The sequence below is a fragment of the Bradyrhizobium sp. AZCC 1578 genome (assembly GCF_036924675.1).
Taxonomy (GTDB): domain Bacteria; phylum Pseudomonadota; class Alphaproteobacteria; order Rhizobiales; family Xanthobacteraceae; genus Bradyrhizobium.
This window is the reverse complement of sequence record NZ_JAZHRZ010000001.1, coordinates 878682-894048: the sequence shown is the minus strand read 5'-3', so window position 1 is coordinate 894048 and position 15367 is coordinate 878682. Positions and strand designations below refer to the sequence as shown.

16 protein-coding genes, 1 tRNA gene and 1 pseudogene are annotated in these 15367 nt (G+C 63.1%); 11 read left to right on the top strand and 7 right to left on the bottom strand.

Annotated features, from left to right (window positions below):
- The first annotated feature begins 63 nt into the window (after positions 1 to 63).
- The 4 genes from V1290_RS04600 (at position 64) to V1290_RS04585 (ending at position 3858) form a co-directional block, all read left to right on the top strand.
- Complete coding sequence (locus tag V1290_RS04600; protein ID WP_334363246.1) at positions 64 to 2079, top strand: acetyl/propionyl/methylcrotonyl-CoA carboxylase subunit alpha; 2016 nt, start codon at positions 64 to 66, stop codon at positions 2077 to 2079.
- Between the two features lie 109 nt (positions 2080 to 2188).
- Positions 2189 to 3058, top strand: a complete 870-nt coding sequence (locus V1290_RS04595) for an isocitrate lyase/PEP mutase family protein (RefSeq protein WP_334363245.1) — start codon at positions 2189 to 2191, stop codon at positions 3056 to 3058.
- Complete coding sequence (locus tag V1290_RS04590) at positions 3055 to 3354, top strand: acylphosphatase (RefSeq protein WP_334363244.1); 300 nt, start codon at positions 3055 to 3057, stop codon at positions 3352 to 3354. Before V1290_RS04595 ends, V1290_RS04590 begins: the two co-directional genes overlap by 4 nt.
- Positions 3355 to 3486: 132 nt before the next feature.
- Positions 3487 to 3858 carry a nuclear transport factor 2 family protein gene (locus tag V1290_RS04585; RefSeq protein WP_334363243.1) on the top strand — a complete coding sequence of 124 codons (372 nt, stop codon included), beginning with the start codon at positions 3487 to 3489 and terminating at the stop codon, positions 3856 to 3858.
- An 85-nt stretch (positions 3859 to 3943) separates the two neighbouring features.
- On the opposite strand, the gene V1290_RS04580 is transcribed toward V1290_RS04585, so the two are convergent.
- The gene (locus V1290_RS04580) at positions 3944 to 5848 is read right to left on the bottom strand and encodes a diguanylate cyclase (RefSeq protein ID WP_334363242.1); all 1905 of its coding nucleotides are present in this window, start codon (positions 5846 to 5848) and stop codon (positions 3944 to 3946) included.
- Between the two features lie 272 nt (positions 5849 to 6120).
- Here V1290_RS04580 and V1290_RS04575 point away from each other — a divergent pair, with 272 nt between their 5' ends.
- The 3 genes from V1290_RS04575 to V1290_RS04565 are packed head-to-tail and all read left to right on the top strand — an operon-like array spanning position 6121 to position 8798.
- Positions 6121 to 6678, top strand: coding sequence for a GbsR/MarR family transcriptional regulator (locus V1290_RS04575; protein WP_334368934.1), 558 nt, complete (start codon positions 6121 to 6123; stop codon positions 6676 to 6678).
- 27 nt (positions 6679 to 6705) lie between these two features.
- The gene (locus V1290_RS04570) at positions 6706 to 7365 is read left to right on the top strand and encodes a DUF4166 domain-containing protein (protein WP_334363241.1); all 660 of its coding nucleotides are present in this window, start codon (positions 6706 to 6708) and stop codon (positions 7363 to 7365) included.
- A complete protein-coding gene (locus tag V1290_RS04565; protein ID WP_334363240.1) occupies positions 7362 to 8798 on the top strand; it encodes a TIGR01777 family oxidoreductase in 1437 nt (478 codons plus the stop codon). Before V1290_RS04570 ends, V1290_RS04565 begins: the two co-directional genes overlap by 4 nt.
- Before the next feature lie 27 nt (positions 8799 to 8825).
- Here V1290_RS04565 and V1290_RS04560 read toward each other — a convergent pair whose 3' ends face one another.
- Both V1290_RS04560 and V1290_RS04555 read right to left on the bottom strand, forming a co-directional pair.
- Positions 8826 to 10343: an ATP-binding protein gene (locus tag V1290_RS04560; RefSeq protein WP_334363239.1), complete on the bottom strand. Its 1518-nt coding sequence runs from the start codon at positions 10341 to 10343 to the stop codon at positions 8826 to 8828.
- Positions 10344 to 10425: 82 nt separating this feature from the next.
- Positions 10426 to 11302, bottom strand: a pseudogene (locus tag V1290_RS04555) (LysR family transcriptional regulator).
- Between the two features lie 92 nt (positions 11303 to 11394).
- Here V1290_RS04555 and V1290_RS04550 point away from each other — a divergent pair.
- Positions 11395 to 11823, top strand: a complete 429-nt coding sequence (locus V1290_RS04550) for a tautomerase family protein (RefSeq protein WP_334363238.1) — start codon at positions 11395 to 11397, stop codon at positions 11821 to 11823.
- Positions 11824 to 11867: 44 nt separating this feature from the next.
- Here the strand turns inward: V1290_RS04550 and V1290_RS04545 are convergent, their stop codons facing one another.
- Positions 11868 to 12284 (bottom strand): tautomerase family protein, encoded by a 417-nt coding sequence (locus V1290_RS04545; protein ID WP_334363237.1) that lies wholly within the window; start codon positions 12282 to 12284, stop codon positions 11868 to 11870.
- A gap of 93 nt (positions 12285 to 12377) precedes the next feature.
- On the opposite strand from V1290_RS04545, the gene V1290_RS04540 reads away from it, so the two are divergent.
- Entirely contained in the window at positions 12378 to 13271 is an 894-nt protein-coding gene (locus tag V1290_RS04540) for a LysR family transcriptional regulator (RefSeq protein WP_334363236.1), read from the top strand.
- Between the two features lie 116 nt (positions 13272 to 13387).
- Here V1290_RS04540 and V1290_RS04535 read toward each other — a convergent pair whose 3' ends face one another.
- Positions 13388 to 13684 (bottom strand): hypothetical protein, encoded by a 297-nt coding sequence (locus V1290_RS04535; protein ID WP_334363235.1) that lies wholly within the window; start codon positions 13682 to 13684, stop codon positions 13388 to 13390.
- Positions 13685 to 13791: 107 nt separating this feature from the next.
- Positions 13792 to 14520 (bottom strand): lipoyl(octanoyl) transferase LipB, encoded by a 729-nt coding sequence (gene lipB / locus V1290_RS04530; protein WP_334363234.1) that lies wholly within the window; start codon positions 14518 to 14520, stop codon positions 13792 to 13794.
- Positions 14521 to 14583: 63 nt separating this feature from the next.
- Between lipB and V1290_RS04525 the strand changes: the two genes are divergently transcribed.
- A complete protein-coding gene (locus V1290_RS04525) occupies positions 14584 to 14826 on the top strand; it encodes a FliM/FliN family flagellar motor switch protein (protein WP_027583831.1) in 243 nt (80 codons plus the stop codon).
- Positions 14827 to 14923: 97 nt separating this feature from the next.
- A tRNA-Leu gene (locus V1290_RS04520) sits at positions 14924 to 15008 on the top strand.
- A 186-nt stretch (positions 15009 to 15194) separates the two neighbouring features.
- On the opposite strand, the gene V1290_RS04515 is transcribed toward V1290_RS04520, so the two are convergent.
- Positions 15195 to 15362, bottom strand: a complete 168-nt coding sequence (locus V1290_RS04515) for a hypothetical protein (protein WP_334363232.1) — start codon at positions 15360 to 15362, stop codon at positions 15195 to 15197.
- Positions 15363 to 15367: the final 5 nt, after the last annotated feature.

Sequence of the window (15367 nt, the reverse complement as noted above, 5' to 3'; positions counted from 1 at the left end):
TACCCGCGTCCCGCATGTCTCGTTGCGGGGGAGGATCCCGCCCAAAGCTCAAGCAAGAAGAACATGTTCAAGAGAATTCTGATCGCAAATCGCGGCGAGATCGCCTGCCGGGTCATCAAGACTGCGCGCCGAATGGGGATCGAGACGGTCGCGGTGTATTCCGAAGCGGACCGCGATGCGCTCCACGTCGAAATGGCGGATAAGGCCGTGCTGATCGGCCCGCCGGCGGCGGCCGAGAGCTATCTGTTGATCGAACGGATCATCGACGCCTGCCGCAAGACCGGCGCAGAGGCCGTGCATCCCGGTTATGGCTTTCTTTCCGAGCGCGAGGCGTTTCCGCGCGAGCTCGCCAAGGCGGGTATCGTCTTCATCGGCCCCAATCCCGGCGCCATTGCCGCGATGGGCGACAAGATCGAATCCAAGAAGGCCGCCGCGAAGGCAAAAGTCTCGACCGTGCCGGGACATCTCGGTGTGATCGAGGACGAAAAGCACGCGGTGAAGATCGCCGACGAGATCGGCTACCCCGTGATGATCAAGGCCTCCGCCGGCGGCGGCGGCAAGGGCATGCGGATCGCGTACTCGAAGAAGGAAGTCGTCGAGGGCTTCAATCTCGCCAAGGCGGAAGCGAAATCCTCGTTCGGCGACGACCGCGTCTTCATCGAAAAGTTCATCGTCGATCCCCGCCACATCGAAATACAGGTGCTCGGCGACAAGCATGGCAATGTGATCCATCTTGGCGAGCGCGAATGCTCGATCCAGCGCCGTAACCAGAAGGTCATCGAGGAAGCGCCGTCGCCGCTGCTCGACGAAACCACCCGCCGCAGGATGGGTGAGCAGGCGGTGGCACTGGCGAAGGCGGTGAATTACGATTCGGCCGGCACCGTCGAGTTCGTCGCCGGCCAGGATAAGAGCTTTTACTTCCTGGAGATGAACACCCGTCTGCAGGTCGAGCATCCCGTCACCGAACTGGTCACGGGCATCGACCTGGTCGAGCAGATGATCAGGGTCGCGGCCGGCGAGAAGCTTTCCATCGCTCAGAAGGACGTCACGCTGACCGGCTGGGCCGTGGAATCGCGCGTCTATGCCGAGGATCCCTTCCGCAACTTCCTGCCGTCGATCGGCCGGCTGGTGAAATACCGGCCGCCGGCGGAAGCGAGCCAGGACGGCGTTACCATCCGCAACGACACCGGTGTGCAGGAGGGCGGCGAGATCTCGATCCATTACGATCCGATGATTGCCAAGCTCGTGACGCACGCGCCGTCACGAGCCGCCGCGATCGAGGCACAGGCCACGGCGCTCGACGCGTTCTACGTCGACGGCATCCGTCACAACATTCCGTTCCTGTCGGCGCTGATGAACCATCCGCGCTGGCGCGAAGGCAAGCTTTCCACCGGCTTCATATCGGAGGAATTTCCAAAAGGGTTTTCGGCGCGTCCGCCGGAAGGCGAGATCGCGCGGCGGCTGGCCGCCGTGGGTGCCGCGATCGATCACGTGCTCGGCGAGCGCAAGCGCCAGATTTCCGGTCAGTTGACCGGCCGCCTGGTGCAGCGTGAACGCCGCCGCGCGGTGTGGCTCGACCGCGACGAAATCGCGCTCGATGTGGCGCGGGAGGCCGACGGCATCGCGGTGCGTTTCATCGGCGCCGACGGTCTGCCCGGCAATCCGCACAACCTGATCTCGGCCTGGACGCCGGGCGAGCCGGTCTGGCACGGCACCATCGACGGCCACTTGGTCGCGATGCAGGTGCGCGCGATCCCGAACGGCTTCCGCCTCGCGCATCAGGGCTTTGAAGTTGCAGTCAACGTTTTCACTGAAAGCGAAGCTGCCGCCGCGCGGCTGATGCCGGTGAACTCAGCCGCCGACGCCGGCAAGAAGCTGCTGTGCCCGATGCCCGGGCTCGTGGTGTCGATTGCGGTCGCCGAAGGGCAGGAGGTCAAGTCCGGCGAGACATTGGCCGTGGTCGAGGCGATGAAGATGCAGAACGTGTTGCGCGCCGAACGCGACGGCACCGTGAAGAAGATCCATGCCGCGGCCGGCGCCACACTGGCGGTGGACGCGTTGATTTTGGAGTTTGCGTAGACGCAACCCCCGTCATTACGAGCGCAGCGAAGCAATCCATCGTGCGGCAAAGGAAGTATGGATTGCTTCGTCGCTGCGCTCCTCGCAATGACGAATGAGGAGCCTCCTGATGTCTTTCCGCAAACGCCGCGAAGCTCTGCGTTCCATCCTCGGCAGCTTCACCTGCATCCGCCCGGGATCGGTCTATGATGCGACCTCGATCCGCATTGCGGAAGACCTCGGCTTCGAGCTCGGCATGTTCGGCGGGTCGGTGGCCTCGCTGGCCGTTCTCGGCGATCCCGACATCGCCCTGATCACGTTGACCGAGCTCGCGGAGCAGATGCGCCGGATGTCGCGTGCTTCGACACTGCCGGTATTGGTCGACGCCGACCACGGCTACGGCAATGCGCTCAATGTTCGCCGTACCGTGCATGAACTCGAGGCTGCCGGCGCCGCTGGCCTCACGATCGAGGATACGCTCTTGCCGCAGGCGTTCGGGCAGGCCGGAACGCAATTGATTCCGCTGGAGGAAGGCGTCGGCAAGATGAAGGCTGCGCTCGATGGCCGCAGCGATTCCTCGCTGGTCATCATGGGCCGCACCGGCGCCGTGTCTGTCACCGGCCTTGACGACGCGATCGCGCGGGCGAAAGCGTATGAAGCTACCGGCGTCGATGCGCTGTTCTTCACCGGCATCAAGAGCCGGGGCGAGCTGGAAGCGATTTCCGCCGCGACGAGATTGCCGATCGTGCTCGGTGGTGCGCCTGAGGACATGACGGCGCTGGATTATCTCGCCGGTCAGCGCGTGCGGATCGCGCTGCAGGGCCACGCGCCATTCGCCGCCGCGACGCAGGCCGTCTACCAGACGCTGAAGGCGTTGCGTGAGGGAACCTCGCCGAAAAATTTGAACGGCCTTGCGTCTGCCGAGTTGACCAGCCGGGCCATGCGCGATGCCGAAGTAAAGTCGCGCGCCGGCGCATTTCTCGGGTTGAAGAACAAATGAGCGATGCAATTCGTCATGTCACGATAAGCGGCCGGGTGCAGGGCGTCGGCTATCGCGCTTGGGTCGACGACACGGCACGGGCGCGCGATCTCGAAGGCTGGGTGCGCAACCGCAGGGACGGCCGTGTCGAGGCGTTGTTCGCAGGTCCCGCGGAGCCGGTGACCGCGATGATCTCGGCTTGCCGGCGAGGGCCGTCATCGGCCCGGGTCGAGGCGGTACACGACGACGCCGGCAATCCCGAGATGCTGAAGCTGCGGCGGGCAGGGGAGCGGTTCTCGGTGCTCCCGACGATATAACGTCGGTGGCTGTTTGAACCAGGGCCCGTTCTCGGGGGGCCTCCGACCTTGACCGACCCAGTCGCCAATGGCCTATTCGGAGATCGAACGCACAGAGCAAATATCAACCATCCGACTGGGCGGAGACGGGCGATGGACATTCGATCGACGCTGACGGGTTTATGTGATGCCTTCAACGCGCACGATCTTGATCGCATCATGGCGTTCTTTTCTGACGATTGCGTGCTGGAGATGCCGCGGGGAAGCGAGCCTTGGGGGACTCGTTTCGAAGGCAAACGGAACGTACGGGAAGCGCTGGCAACACGCTTCGAAGGCCTGCCTGACGTCCACTACGGCAACGATGAGCATTTTGTGGATCCGACTGCCGAGACCGGCATCTCAAAATGGACCCTCACAGGCACCACCCGCGAGGGCACGAGAAAGGAGGTCCGAGGTTGTGACTTCTACACGTTTCGCAACGGGAAGGTGATCCGCAAGGACTCCTATTGGAAAATCGTGGAGTAGGTCCGGTTTTGGCTTTTTGCGTCCAGCAAAGCGGATATTCGGCGAGCTGCTTTTTGCACAGCGAGATAGCACCTGCGCGCCCTGGCTAATGCGTCCGTTCGCCCGGCTCGAATTCGCCATCGTATTGGATAGAGGCGCTACCGACATATTGCAGGTCGACTGAGGAATACACGATGCTGCGATTGCGGCCGAGGCGCTTTGCTTCGTAGAGGGCGGTGTCGGCTTCTCCCACCAGCGCGGCCTCGTCGATTGTCGAACGGGTTTTTGCGGCAACGCCTGCGCTGATGGTGATGTAGCCTCGGCTCGAGGCCGTGTTCGGAATGCCGAGCGCCCGAACCGTCAGCCGGATGGATTCGGCAACCTTCAAGGCATCGTCTCCCGAGCTGTTCGGCAATACGACGGCGAATTCCTCGCCGCCATAGCGCGCGGACAGGCCTGACGTGTTGTCGGTCGCATTGCCGATGGCTTTTGCAACCGCCTGCAGGCAACGGTCGCCGGCCTGGTGCCCGTAGGTGTCGTTGTAGCCCTTGAAATTGTCGATATCCAACAGCAGCACCGAAATCTCTTCGCAGGCTCCGTATTCGCGCCGCAGGAAGCCATCGAAGGTGCGGCGGTTGGTGAGCCCGGTCAGCCCGTCGGTCGCGGCGAGCTGGGTGAGGCGGCGGTTGAGCTGGGTCAGCTCATCCTCCATCCGCTTCCGTTCAGTCACATCGCGGATGACGCAGAGGAATTCCGTCCGCGCCGGGTCGCTGGTTGCGGAGGCCATCTTGAACTTGCTTTCCACCCACGCCAGCGTCCCGTCGCCCCGATAGTGCCGAAACACGACCGTACTGACGCTATCGGCGCCGTCGAGCCGGATGGTCGCCGCTTTGACGCTGTCCCTGTCGTCGGGATGGACCAGGTCGAAGCATGACTTGCCGACCAGATCTTTTGGACGCAATCCCAGCACCGGCTCGGCCGATCGGGAAACATAGCGGAGCAGGCTGTTGGCATCGATGAGGATGATGATATCGGCGATGTTGTTGGCCAGCAGGCGATAATGCGCCTCGCGCTCGCGCAGCGCGCGCTCCGTCTTGCTGCGGAAGCGGAATTGAAGGGCAACCAACGCCGCCAGCATCAGGATCATGCAGAGCAGAACGCCGGCGACGATGGCGTCGGTCCGCAATCCCTTCCACCATTCGGAAAGCAGCCAGTCTTCCGATATGGCCACGGTGACCACCATCGGGTAGTGCGGTGTCTCCTCATAGCCAAGGTGCTTCACGATGCCGTCGAACGGCGAGATGATCTTGTAGTATCCGACAGAACTTTGCTTGAGATGCTTCCTGAACAGGTCGGTCTTGGAGAGATCCGTGCTCTTGTCCGACTGCGGCCAGCGCATCAGGAGCGCACCATCATTCCGTATCAGGCTGATGCCGCCGTCGGGGCCGAGCTGGAATGTCCGGTAAAAGCTATTGAGGTAATCCTTTTCGATCGCTGCTGCGACGACCCCGCCAAAGCTGCCGTCGAGCTTGGTAATGCGTTTCGAAAGAACGATCATGGAGGGTTGCTCGTCCACACGGGATTGCATCAGTTCGCTGATCCGAAGCGTGTTGTCCGGTTTGTCACGATGGTAGGCGAAATAGCTGCGATCCGAGACGGTATGGCGCGGTGTCTCCGCCAATGACGAATAAGTCCAGTTGCCCTTGGCATCTGTGACGCCGATGCTCCGCAATTGGGGCAGCGTTTTCGCCGTTTCAGCGAGGTATCTGTTGAACCGGTCTGGATCGGGATCCCTGTATTTCAGCAAGTCGACCATCCCGCCCATCGCGATATCGACCGCCTGGATGGTGTGCGAGGCATGCTCGGAAAGCGAATGCGCGAGGTTCTGGATCTCGGAGCGGCCGCTCGCCAGCGCCGCCTTCTTGGCGTCGAGCACCTTCCAGGCCATGACGCCGAGGATGCAGGCGGTCATGACCAGCGCAAAGGCGATGACCAGGGACGTCGATGTCACCCGCCGCAGCGGCCCACCGGGGTCTGGGGGATTTCGATGGGGCATTCCGTGCCTTGATGCCGCGCCAGACCTCGTTGCTGGCAGCGTGCGAGCGGAGTCTAAGACGCGACCGGTACTGGGCGGTTAACGAGCTGACCGGGAAAACACGGAACTACGAACCCAAGTTCCATTTCGGGAACCAAGACCCTCTTGGAAAGCTCGATGCGCGGATCAGGGTCCTCCAAACCGCAAGGGGCCTTGACAGCCGCACAGTAACGTCAGATATTTCTGTCATGACAGAAAAGACCGACAAAAAGAAACTTCCTGCCGTGGTCGAGCGGTTCATCCTGCACTGGGGTGATATGGGGGACGAGTGGGGCGTCAACCGCTCGGTCAGCCAGATCCACGGTCTGCTGTATCTCGCCGAGGCGCCGATGACCGCGGAGGATATCGCCGAGACGCTCGGCATGGCGCGGTCCAACGTGTCCAATTCCATCAAAGAACTGCTGGCCTGGAATTTGATCCGGCGGGTGCCGATCCTCGGCGACCGGCGCGATCATTTCGAGGCGGAAACCGACATCTGGGAAGTGGCGGCGCGGATCGCCGCACGCCGCAAGGAGCGCGAGATCGATCCGGCCATCGATGCGCTGCGTGCCTGCGTTTCCGACGCCGCTGACGATCCGACCATCAGCCCAGTCGCGGCCAAGCGGCTGAAGGAAATGCTGGCTTTCACCGAACTGGTCGACCGCTGGTACGCGCAGATGCTCAACGTGCCGCGGCCGAGGCTGGCCGCGCTGATCAAGCTTGGCGAGAAGATCGTCAGCTTCTTGCCGGCGGGGAAAACCAAATAGGGCAGAGGGGCAGAGCAGGAGCGTGTGATGGTGTCCACGAGAGTACCCGGGTTTCCCGCAACGCCTGCCTCGATCCTGCTCGACGACCACCGCTTCCACGATCTGTTGCCCGACGAGGAGTGGGGCCGACTGCCGTTGGCGATCTGGCGGCGATTTTCCAAGCGCTTCGCCGATGGCGAAACTGTCGTCTATGTCGGCACGGTGGAGGAGGCGAGTTTTAGCCGCGCCGGCTGGTGGCTGGCGCAGCTCGCGCGCGTGATCGGCGGGCCGTTTCCGCTATGCACTGAGACCGGCGTCTCGATGGCCGTGATGGTGACCGAAGATGCGGCGAGCGGCGGCCAGATCTGGACCCGGATCTGCGCGCGCAGCAACGGCTTTCCGCAGGTCATTCACTCGGCGAAACGGTTCGCCGGGCCGACCGGGCTGGAAGAATATGTCGGCTACGGCGTCAGCATGGCGTTGCGCATAGCGGTCGAGCACGAAGCCCTGGTGTTTCGCAGCGTCGGCTATTCCATGCAGATCGGGCCGTTGCGGTTGCCGCTTCCACCCTGGCTTACGCCCGGCGATCTCACCGTGACCCATTCCGACCTCGGCGGCGGCACGTTCCGTTTCACGCTCGAGATCGTTCACCCCCGCCTTGGCAGGCTCATTCGTCAGTCCGCCGTGTTCATGGAGGCCGCATCATGACGTCGTTGCTTTGGATCCTGATCGCCGTTCAGGTCGTGATGGGCGTGTTCGACACGTTCTACCACCATGAGCTGACCGAGCGGCTCGCATGGCGACCATCGCAGCGCTATGAGCTGCAGCTTCATGCGTTGCGCAACATGCTCTACGCCCTCTTGTTCCTGGTGCTGGGCTGGCTGGAAGTGCACGGCGTCTTTGCCATGCTGATCATCGTGGTGCTCGTTGCGGAAATCGTCATCACGCTGATGGATTTCGTCGAGGAGGACATGAGCCGGAAATTGCCGGCCAGCGAACGCATCAATCACACGCTGCTCGCGATCAATTACGGCGCCATTCTGGTGCTGCTGCTGCCGGTCCTCATCGGTTGGGCGGGGCAGCCGACCGGCGTCAAATCGGCTTACACAGGATGGCTAAGCCTGATCGCGGCGGCTGCGGCCGTCGGCGCCGCCTTGTGCGGGCTGCGCGATTTCACCGCGTCAAAGCGCCTTTCGCGAATGACGAGTGCGCCGGCGGCAAACCTGGTCGAAAAACTGCCCGACCGGCAGACGGTGCTGGTCACCGGCGCTACCGGATTCATCGGCAGCCGCCTGGTGACAGGCCTGAGCGAGGCAGGGCATCAGGTGATCGCGCTGGTGCGCAACCCCGCCAAGATCGAGATGCTGCCGCCGCCGGTCACGCTGATCACGAGCCTCGACCAGCTTCCGGCCGACACCCGTATCGATGCGATCGTCAATCTCGCGGGCGAGCCGATCGGCAACGGGCTGTGGACCGAAGCCAAGCGCCGCAAAATTTTGGATTCCCGCATCAACATGACTGGCGATGTCATCCGTCTGATCGCGCGGCTCGAGCGCAAGCCGGCGGTGCTGGTCTCAGGCTCGGCGATCGGCTGGTACGGGCTCTGGCAGGACCAAGTGCTGACGGAATCGGCCAAGTCGCATGCCTGCTTCAGCCATGAACTCTGCGACGCCTGGGAAAAGGCAGCGCGTCCGGCGGAAGAGTACGGCGTGCGGGTGGTCTACTTGCGGATCGGCCTCGTGATCGGCACCGACGGCGGCTTCATCACGCGAATGCTGACGCCGTTCGAGTTCGGCCTCGGCGGGCCACTCGGTTCGGGCCGGCAGTGGATGTCATGGATCGAGCGCGACGACCTGATCCGCCTGATCGCCCATGTGATCGCGCGCCCCGAGATCTCAGGACCGGTCAACGCGACGGCGCCGATCCCGGTCACCAATCTGAAATTCACCGAAGAGCTTGGCCGTCGCCTGCGCCGGCCTGCGGTGTTCCGCATCCCCGGCGGGCTGTTGCGTCGTATCGGCGGCGATTTCGCCAATGAATTGTTGCTGGGCGGCCAGCGCGTGTTGCCGAACAAGGCGCTCAGCAACGGTTTTGTGTTCCGGCATGAAACGCTGCGCAGCGCCTTCGAGGCGATCTTGTGAGGAGGGCAGTGATCCACCAGCCAGCCATCACCGCGGCAGTTTCGCGATCGCCTGGCTGAGCTCGTGGATTTCGTAGGGCTTGCGCAGAATCGGAAAGTCGCCGCGCACATTCCGCGCGGAATCGCTATAGCCGCTGGTCAGGAGGATCGGCAGTCCGGGTCTGACGGCCTTCAAGTGGTGCGCCAGGCCGAGGCCGTCCATCTTGCCGGGCATCACGATGTCGGAGAAGACGAGGTCTATCCCGTCGAGTTCGATTTCGCGCAACGCGGCCTCGGCGCTCGCTACCCTGCGCACGGTGTAGCCGAGCTGTTCGAGCAGGCCAGTGCTGACGGCTGCGACATCAGGATTGTCCTCCACCAGCAGCACGGTGCCGCTTCCGCCGGTTTCAACCGCGTCGACATCCCCGGCAGCATCAGCGGGCTCCTTTCGCGGCAGCAGGATTGTGATCTTCGTGCCCTTGCCGAGCTCGCTCGCCACCTTGACCGTTCCGCCGGCCTGATGGGCGAAGCCGTGAACCTGCGATAGTCCGAGACCCGTGCCCTTTCCGATCGGCTTGGTGGTGAAGAAGGGATCGAAGACCTTGCCGAGCACATCGGGTGCGATGCCGATACCGGTATCTTCCACCGAGATCGCGACATGTTCTGTCTCGGCCTCACCTGGCGTGTCGTTGTGCGCCGATATCGTGATGACGCCGCCGCCGGTCATGGCGTCGCGCGCGTTGATGACGAGGTTGACCAGCGCCGTCTCGAACTCGGTGACGTCGACCATCACCGGCCAGACGCCCGGGTCGACGGCGATCTGCAGGCTCACCGCGTTGCCGACGCCGCTGTCGAGCACCTCGCGCATCGCATCGATCTGCTCGGCGACGTCGACGGCCTGCGGATTGACGCTCTGCCGCCGCGCGAATGTCAGCAACTGGCTGGTGAGGGAGGCGCCGCGTTTGGTCGCTCCTTCGATCGCCGACAGCGCCCGCAGGCACCTGGGATCGTTGCCCACCGCTTTCTTCAACGTGTGAAGGCTGCCGCTGACGATCATGAGAAGATTATTGAAATCGTGCGCCACGCCGCCGGTCAGTTGGCCGAGCGCATCGAGCTTCTGCGATTCCGCGAGCTGCTGGTGCATCCGTTCGAGTTTGAGCTGGGCTTCGCGGCGTTCGGTAATGTCGCGGGTGATCTTGGCGAAGCCGACGAGCTTGCCGTCCTCGTAAATCGGGTCGATGACGACGCTGGCCCAGAAGAACGTGCCGCCCTTGCGAACGCGCCAGCCATCCTCCTCGTAGCGGCCCTGTTCCCGGGCAATGCGCAAGGCGCGAAGCGGCTTGCCATTCGCGCGGTCGATGTCGGTATAAAAGCAGGAAAAATGCTGTCCGATGATTTCGGCGGGGGCGTAACCCTTGATCCGCTGGCCGCCGATGTTCCAGCTTGTCACCACGCCGGTCGGATCCAGCATGTAGAGCGCGTAGTCGGAAACGCCTTCAACCAGGAGTCGGAAATTGCGCTCGCTTTCGAATAGATCCCTTTGCTGCTGCTGATCCTTTTTGAACATCCGACCTGCCCATTTAACTGGCGCAAACGCATGTCCTGCCGATTGGTTCCACGGCCGTTTGGGTTTTTAACGAAATGGTGGGTTACCGCGCTGCGGCCACGCGTCTGAATGTCGCCGCCAGCGTCCGCAGCGCCGCGAGCTTGGCTGGGTCGCTGACCTTCGAGTGCAGCATCACCTTCGAGGAAGCGAGCCGCGGCAGTCCTTCGGCCGGCCCGATATCGACCAGGCCCGGTGGCGCGATCCGGTGGGCCAGTGGCGCTACCGCGAGGCCAGCCAATGCCGCGGCGGCCACGGCAGTGACACCGCCGCCGACAAAGCTCTCGCTCCAGGCGATGCCGGCCTTGTCGAGGGCGCGGACGGCAAGCGCGCGTACGCCGCAGGGCGGCGCCAGCATCGCCAGCGGCAGCGTCTCGCCGCGGCGCCAGGCCAGAGCTTTGGCGGCAAACCAGCCGAAGCCGTCTTCAGTCAGCTTCTCGCCGCCGCGGCGGCTGCCTTCCTGGCGGACCACCACGGCATCGAATTCGCCGGCATCATAGGCGTCGAGTATCTGGCGCGAGAAGCCGATGGTCACGGAAAGCGCCAGGTGCGACGACACCGCATGCAGCCGTTCGAGCAGCGGCACCAGTTCGGGCCCTGCGGCGTGATCGGAGATGCCGAGCGACAATTGGGGACGCGCGGGCTTGTCGCCCGACAGCGCGCGGTCATGCGCCGCGATCAGCGCGGGGGTGGGGCAGGAAGGCAACGCCCTCGGCGGTCAGCGCGACGGTGCGCGGCGAGCGCTCGACAAGCCGCCGGCCCACGACGCTCTCCAGCCGCTGCAGCTTCATGCTGACGGCGGCCTGCGTCGTGCCAAGCGCTTCGGCGGCGCGGGTAAAACCTTGCAGTTCGGCGACCAGCAGGAACGCCTGCACTGTATCGATATCAAGCGTGCTCACGGCATCATCAACATGACTTATCATTGATATGAATAAAGATAAGATACCAAAATGATGGCCGCGGGTCTAGCTAGAGGGAAGCGCAATGCCAGCGCGCCAACTCAAGGAGAACGACCATGCCGCTCATCACCGTCACCTATTCCAGCGTCCGTAAGGCCCCGTCGCTGCAGGCCGAGATTGCGTCTGCTGTCAGCGATCTCACCGCGCGAATCCTGCGCAAGGATCCGAAGGTTACTGCCGTCATCGTGAAGTCAGTCGATGCCGCCGACTGGTTCGCCGGCGGCAAATCGCTCGCCGAGCAGAGCCTCGCTAGTTTCTGGCTCGACGTTCACGTCAGCGAAGGCACCAACACCAAGGACGAGAAGGCAGCCTATCTCGCCGCGCTATTCCAGCGCATGGGCGAATTGCTCGGGCCGCTGCACGAGGAGAGCTACGCCCATGTCGATGAAGTGAAGGGCGATGCCTACGGCTTCGGCGGCCTCACCCAGGAGCGCCGCTACATCGCCGGCCAGCTCGAAGTCGCGCCGCGGAAGGCTGCGGCGTGAAGATCGACGTGCGGACGGCGCGAGCGCGTCCGCACGGCTTGCTGTTAGCGGGCGGCCGCTGGGCTGGTTGCCATCGGCGCGTGGTGGTCACCGAATGCAAGTCCGCGTCCAAGCGACCAGTCGACCGGCGCATTTTCAGTCAGCGCGATCATGATGTCGTCTGCGGAAAATCCGGCGTCGACGGCCCGATCCGCAATCCACCGAAACAGATTTTTCTTCTGATCGACCGTGCGCCCTGCGAGAAACAAAATCTCGATGATCGACGCATCCGATGTGCGCGCGACATCCGGGAATGTCGGGTCAATGAACATCATTTCGCGCGCGTAGGTCGAAACGAGCTGAAACCGATCCTTGGGCGGCACGCCGCAGGTCTCGACGAGACCCTCGTGCACGGCGTCGGCAAGGGCGCGAATTCTGGCCGGTGCAAGATGGGCCGGAACGGCGATGCGGGCGAGGGGCATGGGAAGACCTCCAAATCGTTGGGAGTTCCGTCCTATTCGTGCTAAGAAAAGAGATAAATTCTCGATTTTGCGAGACACTGATACCGAAAAATCATGAATATGCTGATGCACCCGATGTCAGACCTCGCGGTTTTCGTCCGAACGGTCGATCTGGGGAGTTTTGCGGCCGTGGGCGCCGAAATCGAACTGACCGCCTCGGGCGTCTCCCGGATCGTGACGAGACTGGAGCGCCGCATCGGGGCCAAACTGCTGCATCGGACGACGCGGCGGCTGGTGCTGACGCAGGAGGGCGAAACGTTCCTGGTTCACGCGAGAAGTATCCTGGCTGCGGTCGAGGCCGCCGAAGCCGATGTCGCCTCCGTCCATGGACGTCCGCGCGGCCATCTGCGGATCAACAGCGGCACCGCGTTCGCAAGGCACCGGCTTGCGCGACTGCTGCCGCAGTTCATGGACCAGTTTCCCGAAATCGCGGTCGAGCTTTCGGTGAGCGATCACCGCATCGATCCGATCGCCGACCAGGTCGACGTCACGATTCGGGTCGGCCCGCTTGGCGATAGCGAGCTGATCGCGGTTCGCCTCGGCGAAGTCAGGCGCGTCATCGCCGGCAGCCCACGATATCTGGAGCGCTATGGCATTCCCGAACAAGCCGCCGATCTCGCCCGACACAATTGCCTGCAGCTCAGCGGCTTCTCGCGGCTCGCGCAATGGCCGATGTTCGAGCAAGGCAAACGGATCATCGTGCCGGTGAAAGGATCGATCCGCTCTGATAGCGCCGATTTTCTTCTCGACCTCGCGCTGGCCGGCGCAGGTCTGGTGCGGTTTGGCGACTTTCTGGGGGAGGCGGCCGTGAAGGACGGCAGGCTGGTTCCGGTGCTGTCGCACTGCCATGATCCCGATCCGCAACCGATCACGGCCCTGATCCTGCCGGGGCGGCAAACCATCCCGCGGGTTCGGGCTTTCGTTGATTTCCTGAAGGCGAGCATTTGACGGCGGTTGGACAGCCGCTTCCACGCGCAGGCGCGACTCGTGGCGCCGAACAGACCTTCGAATGCGCCCGAGCGCGACGCCGGCATCGCGGTTCGTCCGCCGAGCGGCTCTCCGCTTCACACGATCAGCACATCCAGCACGGCCGCGGTTGCTGCGACAAGTGCGAGCGCAATCACGGTGGCTCGCCAAAGCAGTTGCTGACGCGCCGCGCGGCGATCGTGGAATGCCAGCCAGTCGCGAACGAATCCGGCGGGAATGTTCATCGTGACGCTAAGTCTGGTCGGATGATGCAGTTCGTGATCCGCGAACATGGCGCGCACGTTCGCCACGCCCAGTCGGTCAAGTGCGCAATTCCATTCCCAGGCGTGCGTGCTGTTGGTCCATCGGTTCTCGAAGGGAAGCCTGTGCGACATCACCGCGACCTCCGCTGTTCACCGCCTGCCTCTGATATGTGGCCGCACTCGCCGTGGCGGAAGACCTCAAGAGAGAGCCGCGATGGAAGCGGTACCGATCGACAGTTTCAGGCCGTTGTCGCGGGCAGGTCTGCCATGGTCGTTCCGAACACTTCCTGGAACGCCCGCCGGAGCGCGATGTCGACGTCTTCCATCGTCACGGGCAGGCCGAGGTCCACGAGTGAGGTCACCCCGTAACGCGGATCGACAACGCCGCAGGGGACGATGGCAGAAAAATGCGAAAGCTCCGGCTCGACATTGATGGCGATGCCGTGGAACGACACCCAGCGCCGCAACCGCACGCCGATCGCGGCGATCTTGTCTTCGTGGCCGACACCCTTGTCCGGCCGCCTGACCCAGACACCGACACGATCCTCGCGGCGCTCGCCGCGCACGTTGAAGGCATCGAGCGTGCGGATGATCCACTCTTCGAGGCCGGCAACATAGGCGCGCACGTCCGGCCGCCGCCGCTTGAGGTCGAGCATCACATAGGCCACCCGCTGGCCGGGACCGTGATAGGTGAGCTGTCCGCCGCGGCCGGTGGTAAACAACGGGAAGCGCGGCTCGAGCAGGTCGTCCTGCCTGCCGCTGGTGCCGGAGGTATAGAGCGGGGGGTGCTCCAGAAGCCAGACCAGTTCGGCCGCCTTCCGCTCGGCGATCTCGGCCGCGCGGGCCTCCATTGCAGCCACGGCCTCGGGATAGGGTACCGGTTCCGCCGAAATCCGCCATTCGACCCCGCCGCCGCCTTGGGCTTGCGCGAAGGTCGTTAAATCAAGGCTTTGGCGGTCATTAACCATTGGCTAACCATAACGTGTTCAGGTGGGAACCACACCAATTTAGTCCCCTTTGGCGGTTCAGAAGTGGCCACCCTCGATAAAGTCAGCGTCGATCTCATGGTGGTGCTCGGCACCACCACCATGCCCATCCACCAGGTGATGCGGCTTTCCCGCGGCGCCATCATCGAACTGGACGCTACCGAGGCGGACGAGGTCAAGATCCTCGCCAATAACTTGCCCATTGCCTCCGGCGTGGTTCTGGTCGATCGCAACCGCATCGCGGTCGAAGTCAAGCAAATGCTGCCGAAATCCCCTGATGTCAGGTAGTTATCGGGGCGCAAAACTTCCTTGTCCCTCCATCCCTGATTTGTTACATCGCAGCCGTTGATCCGGCGGGCTGCAATCCTTCCAGCCGGTATCCCAAGCGCTCGTGGCGGAATTGGTAGACGCGCTGCCTTGAGGTGGCAGTGAGTAACATCGTGGGGGTTCGAGTCCCTCCGAGCGCACCAAGGCAATAAGACATTGATACGAAAAATGTTTTCGTGATCTTTCTATTCCCACGTTGTTACCCGCAGCGAATTCTAGAGTGCTCTTCCGCTAACCTTCCATGTTTGATCTCCCGGCCGAGCGTTTGCTCTGGTAGTCGTCGCAGCCTTCTTTGTACCAATGCCCCGCCAAGGAAAACCGTTGTTTGGTCACGAGAGGGCAGTGGTGTAGCCCAGCGTAGAAATCGGCGGGTTCGCACTCTCATCAACGAGCGTCACCACCAACGAGCGCCACGCGATTTCGTACACGCAGCGGTTAGCCGGCGGCTTGGCGCGATCCACGTCCGCAACAGGCATGACAATGACCTGGAGCTTCATCTCGA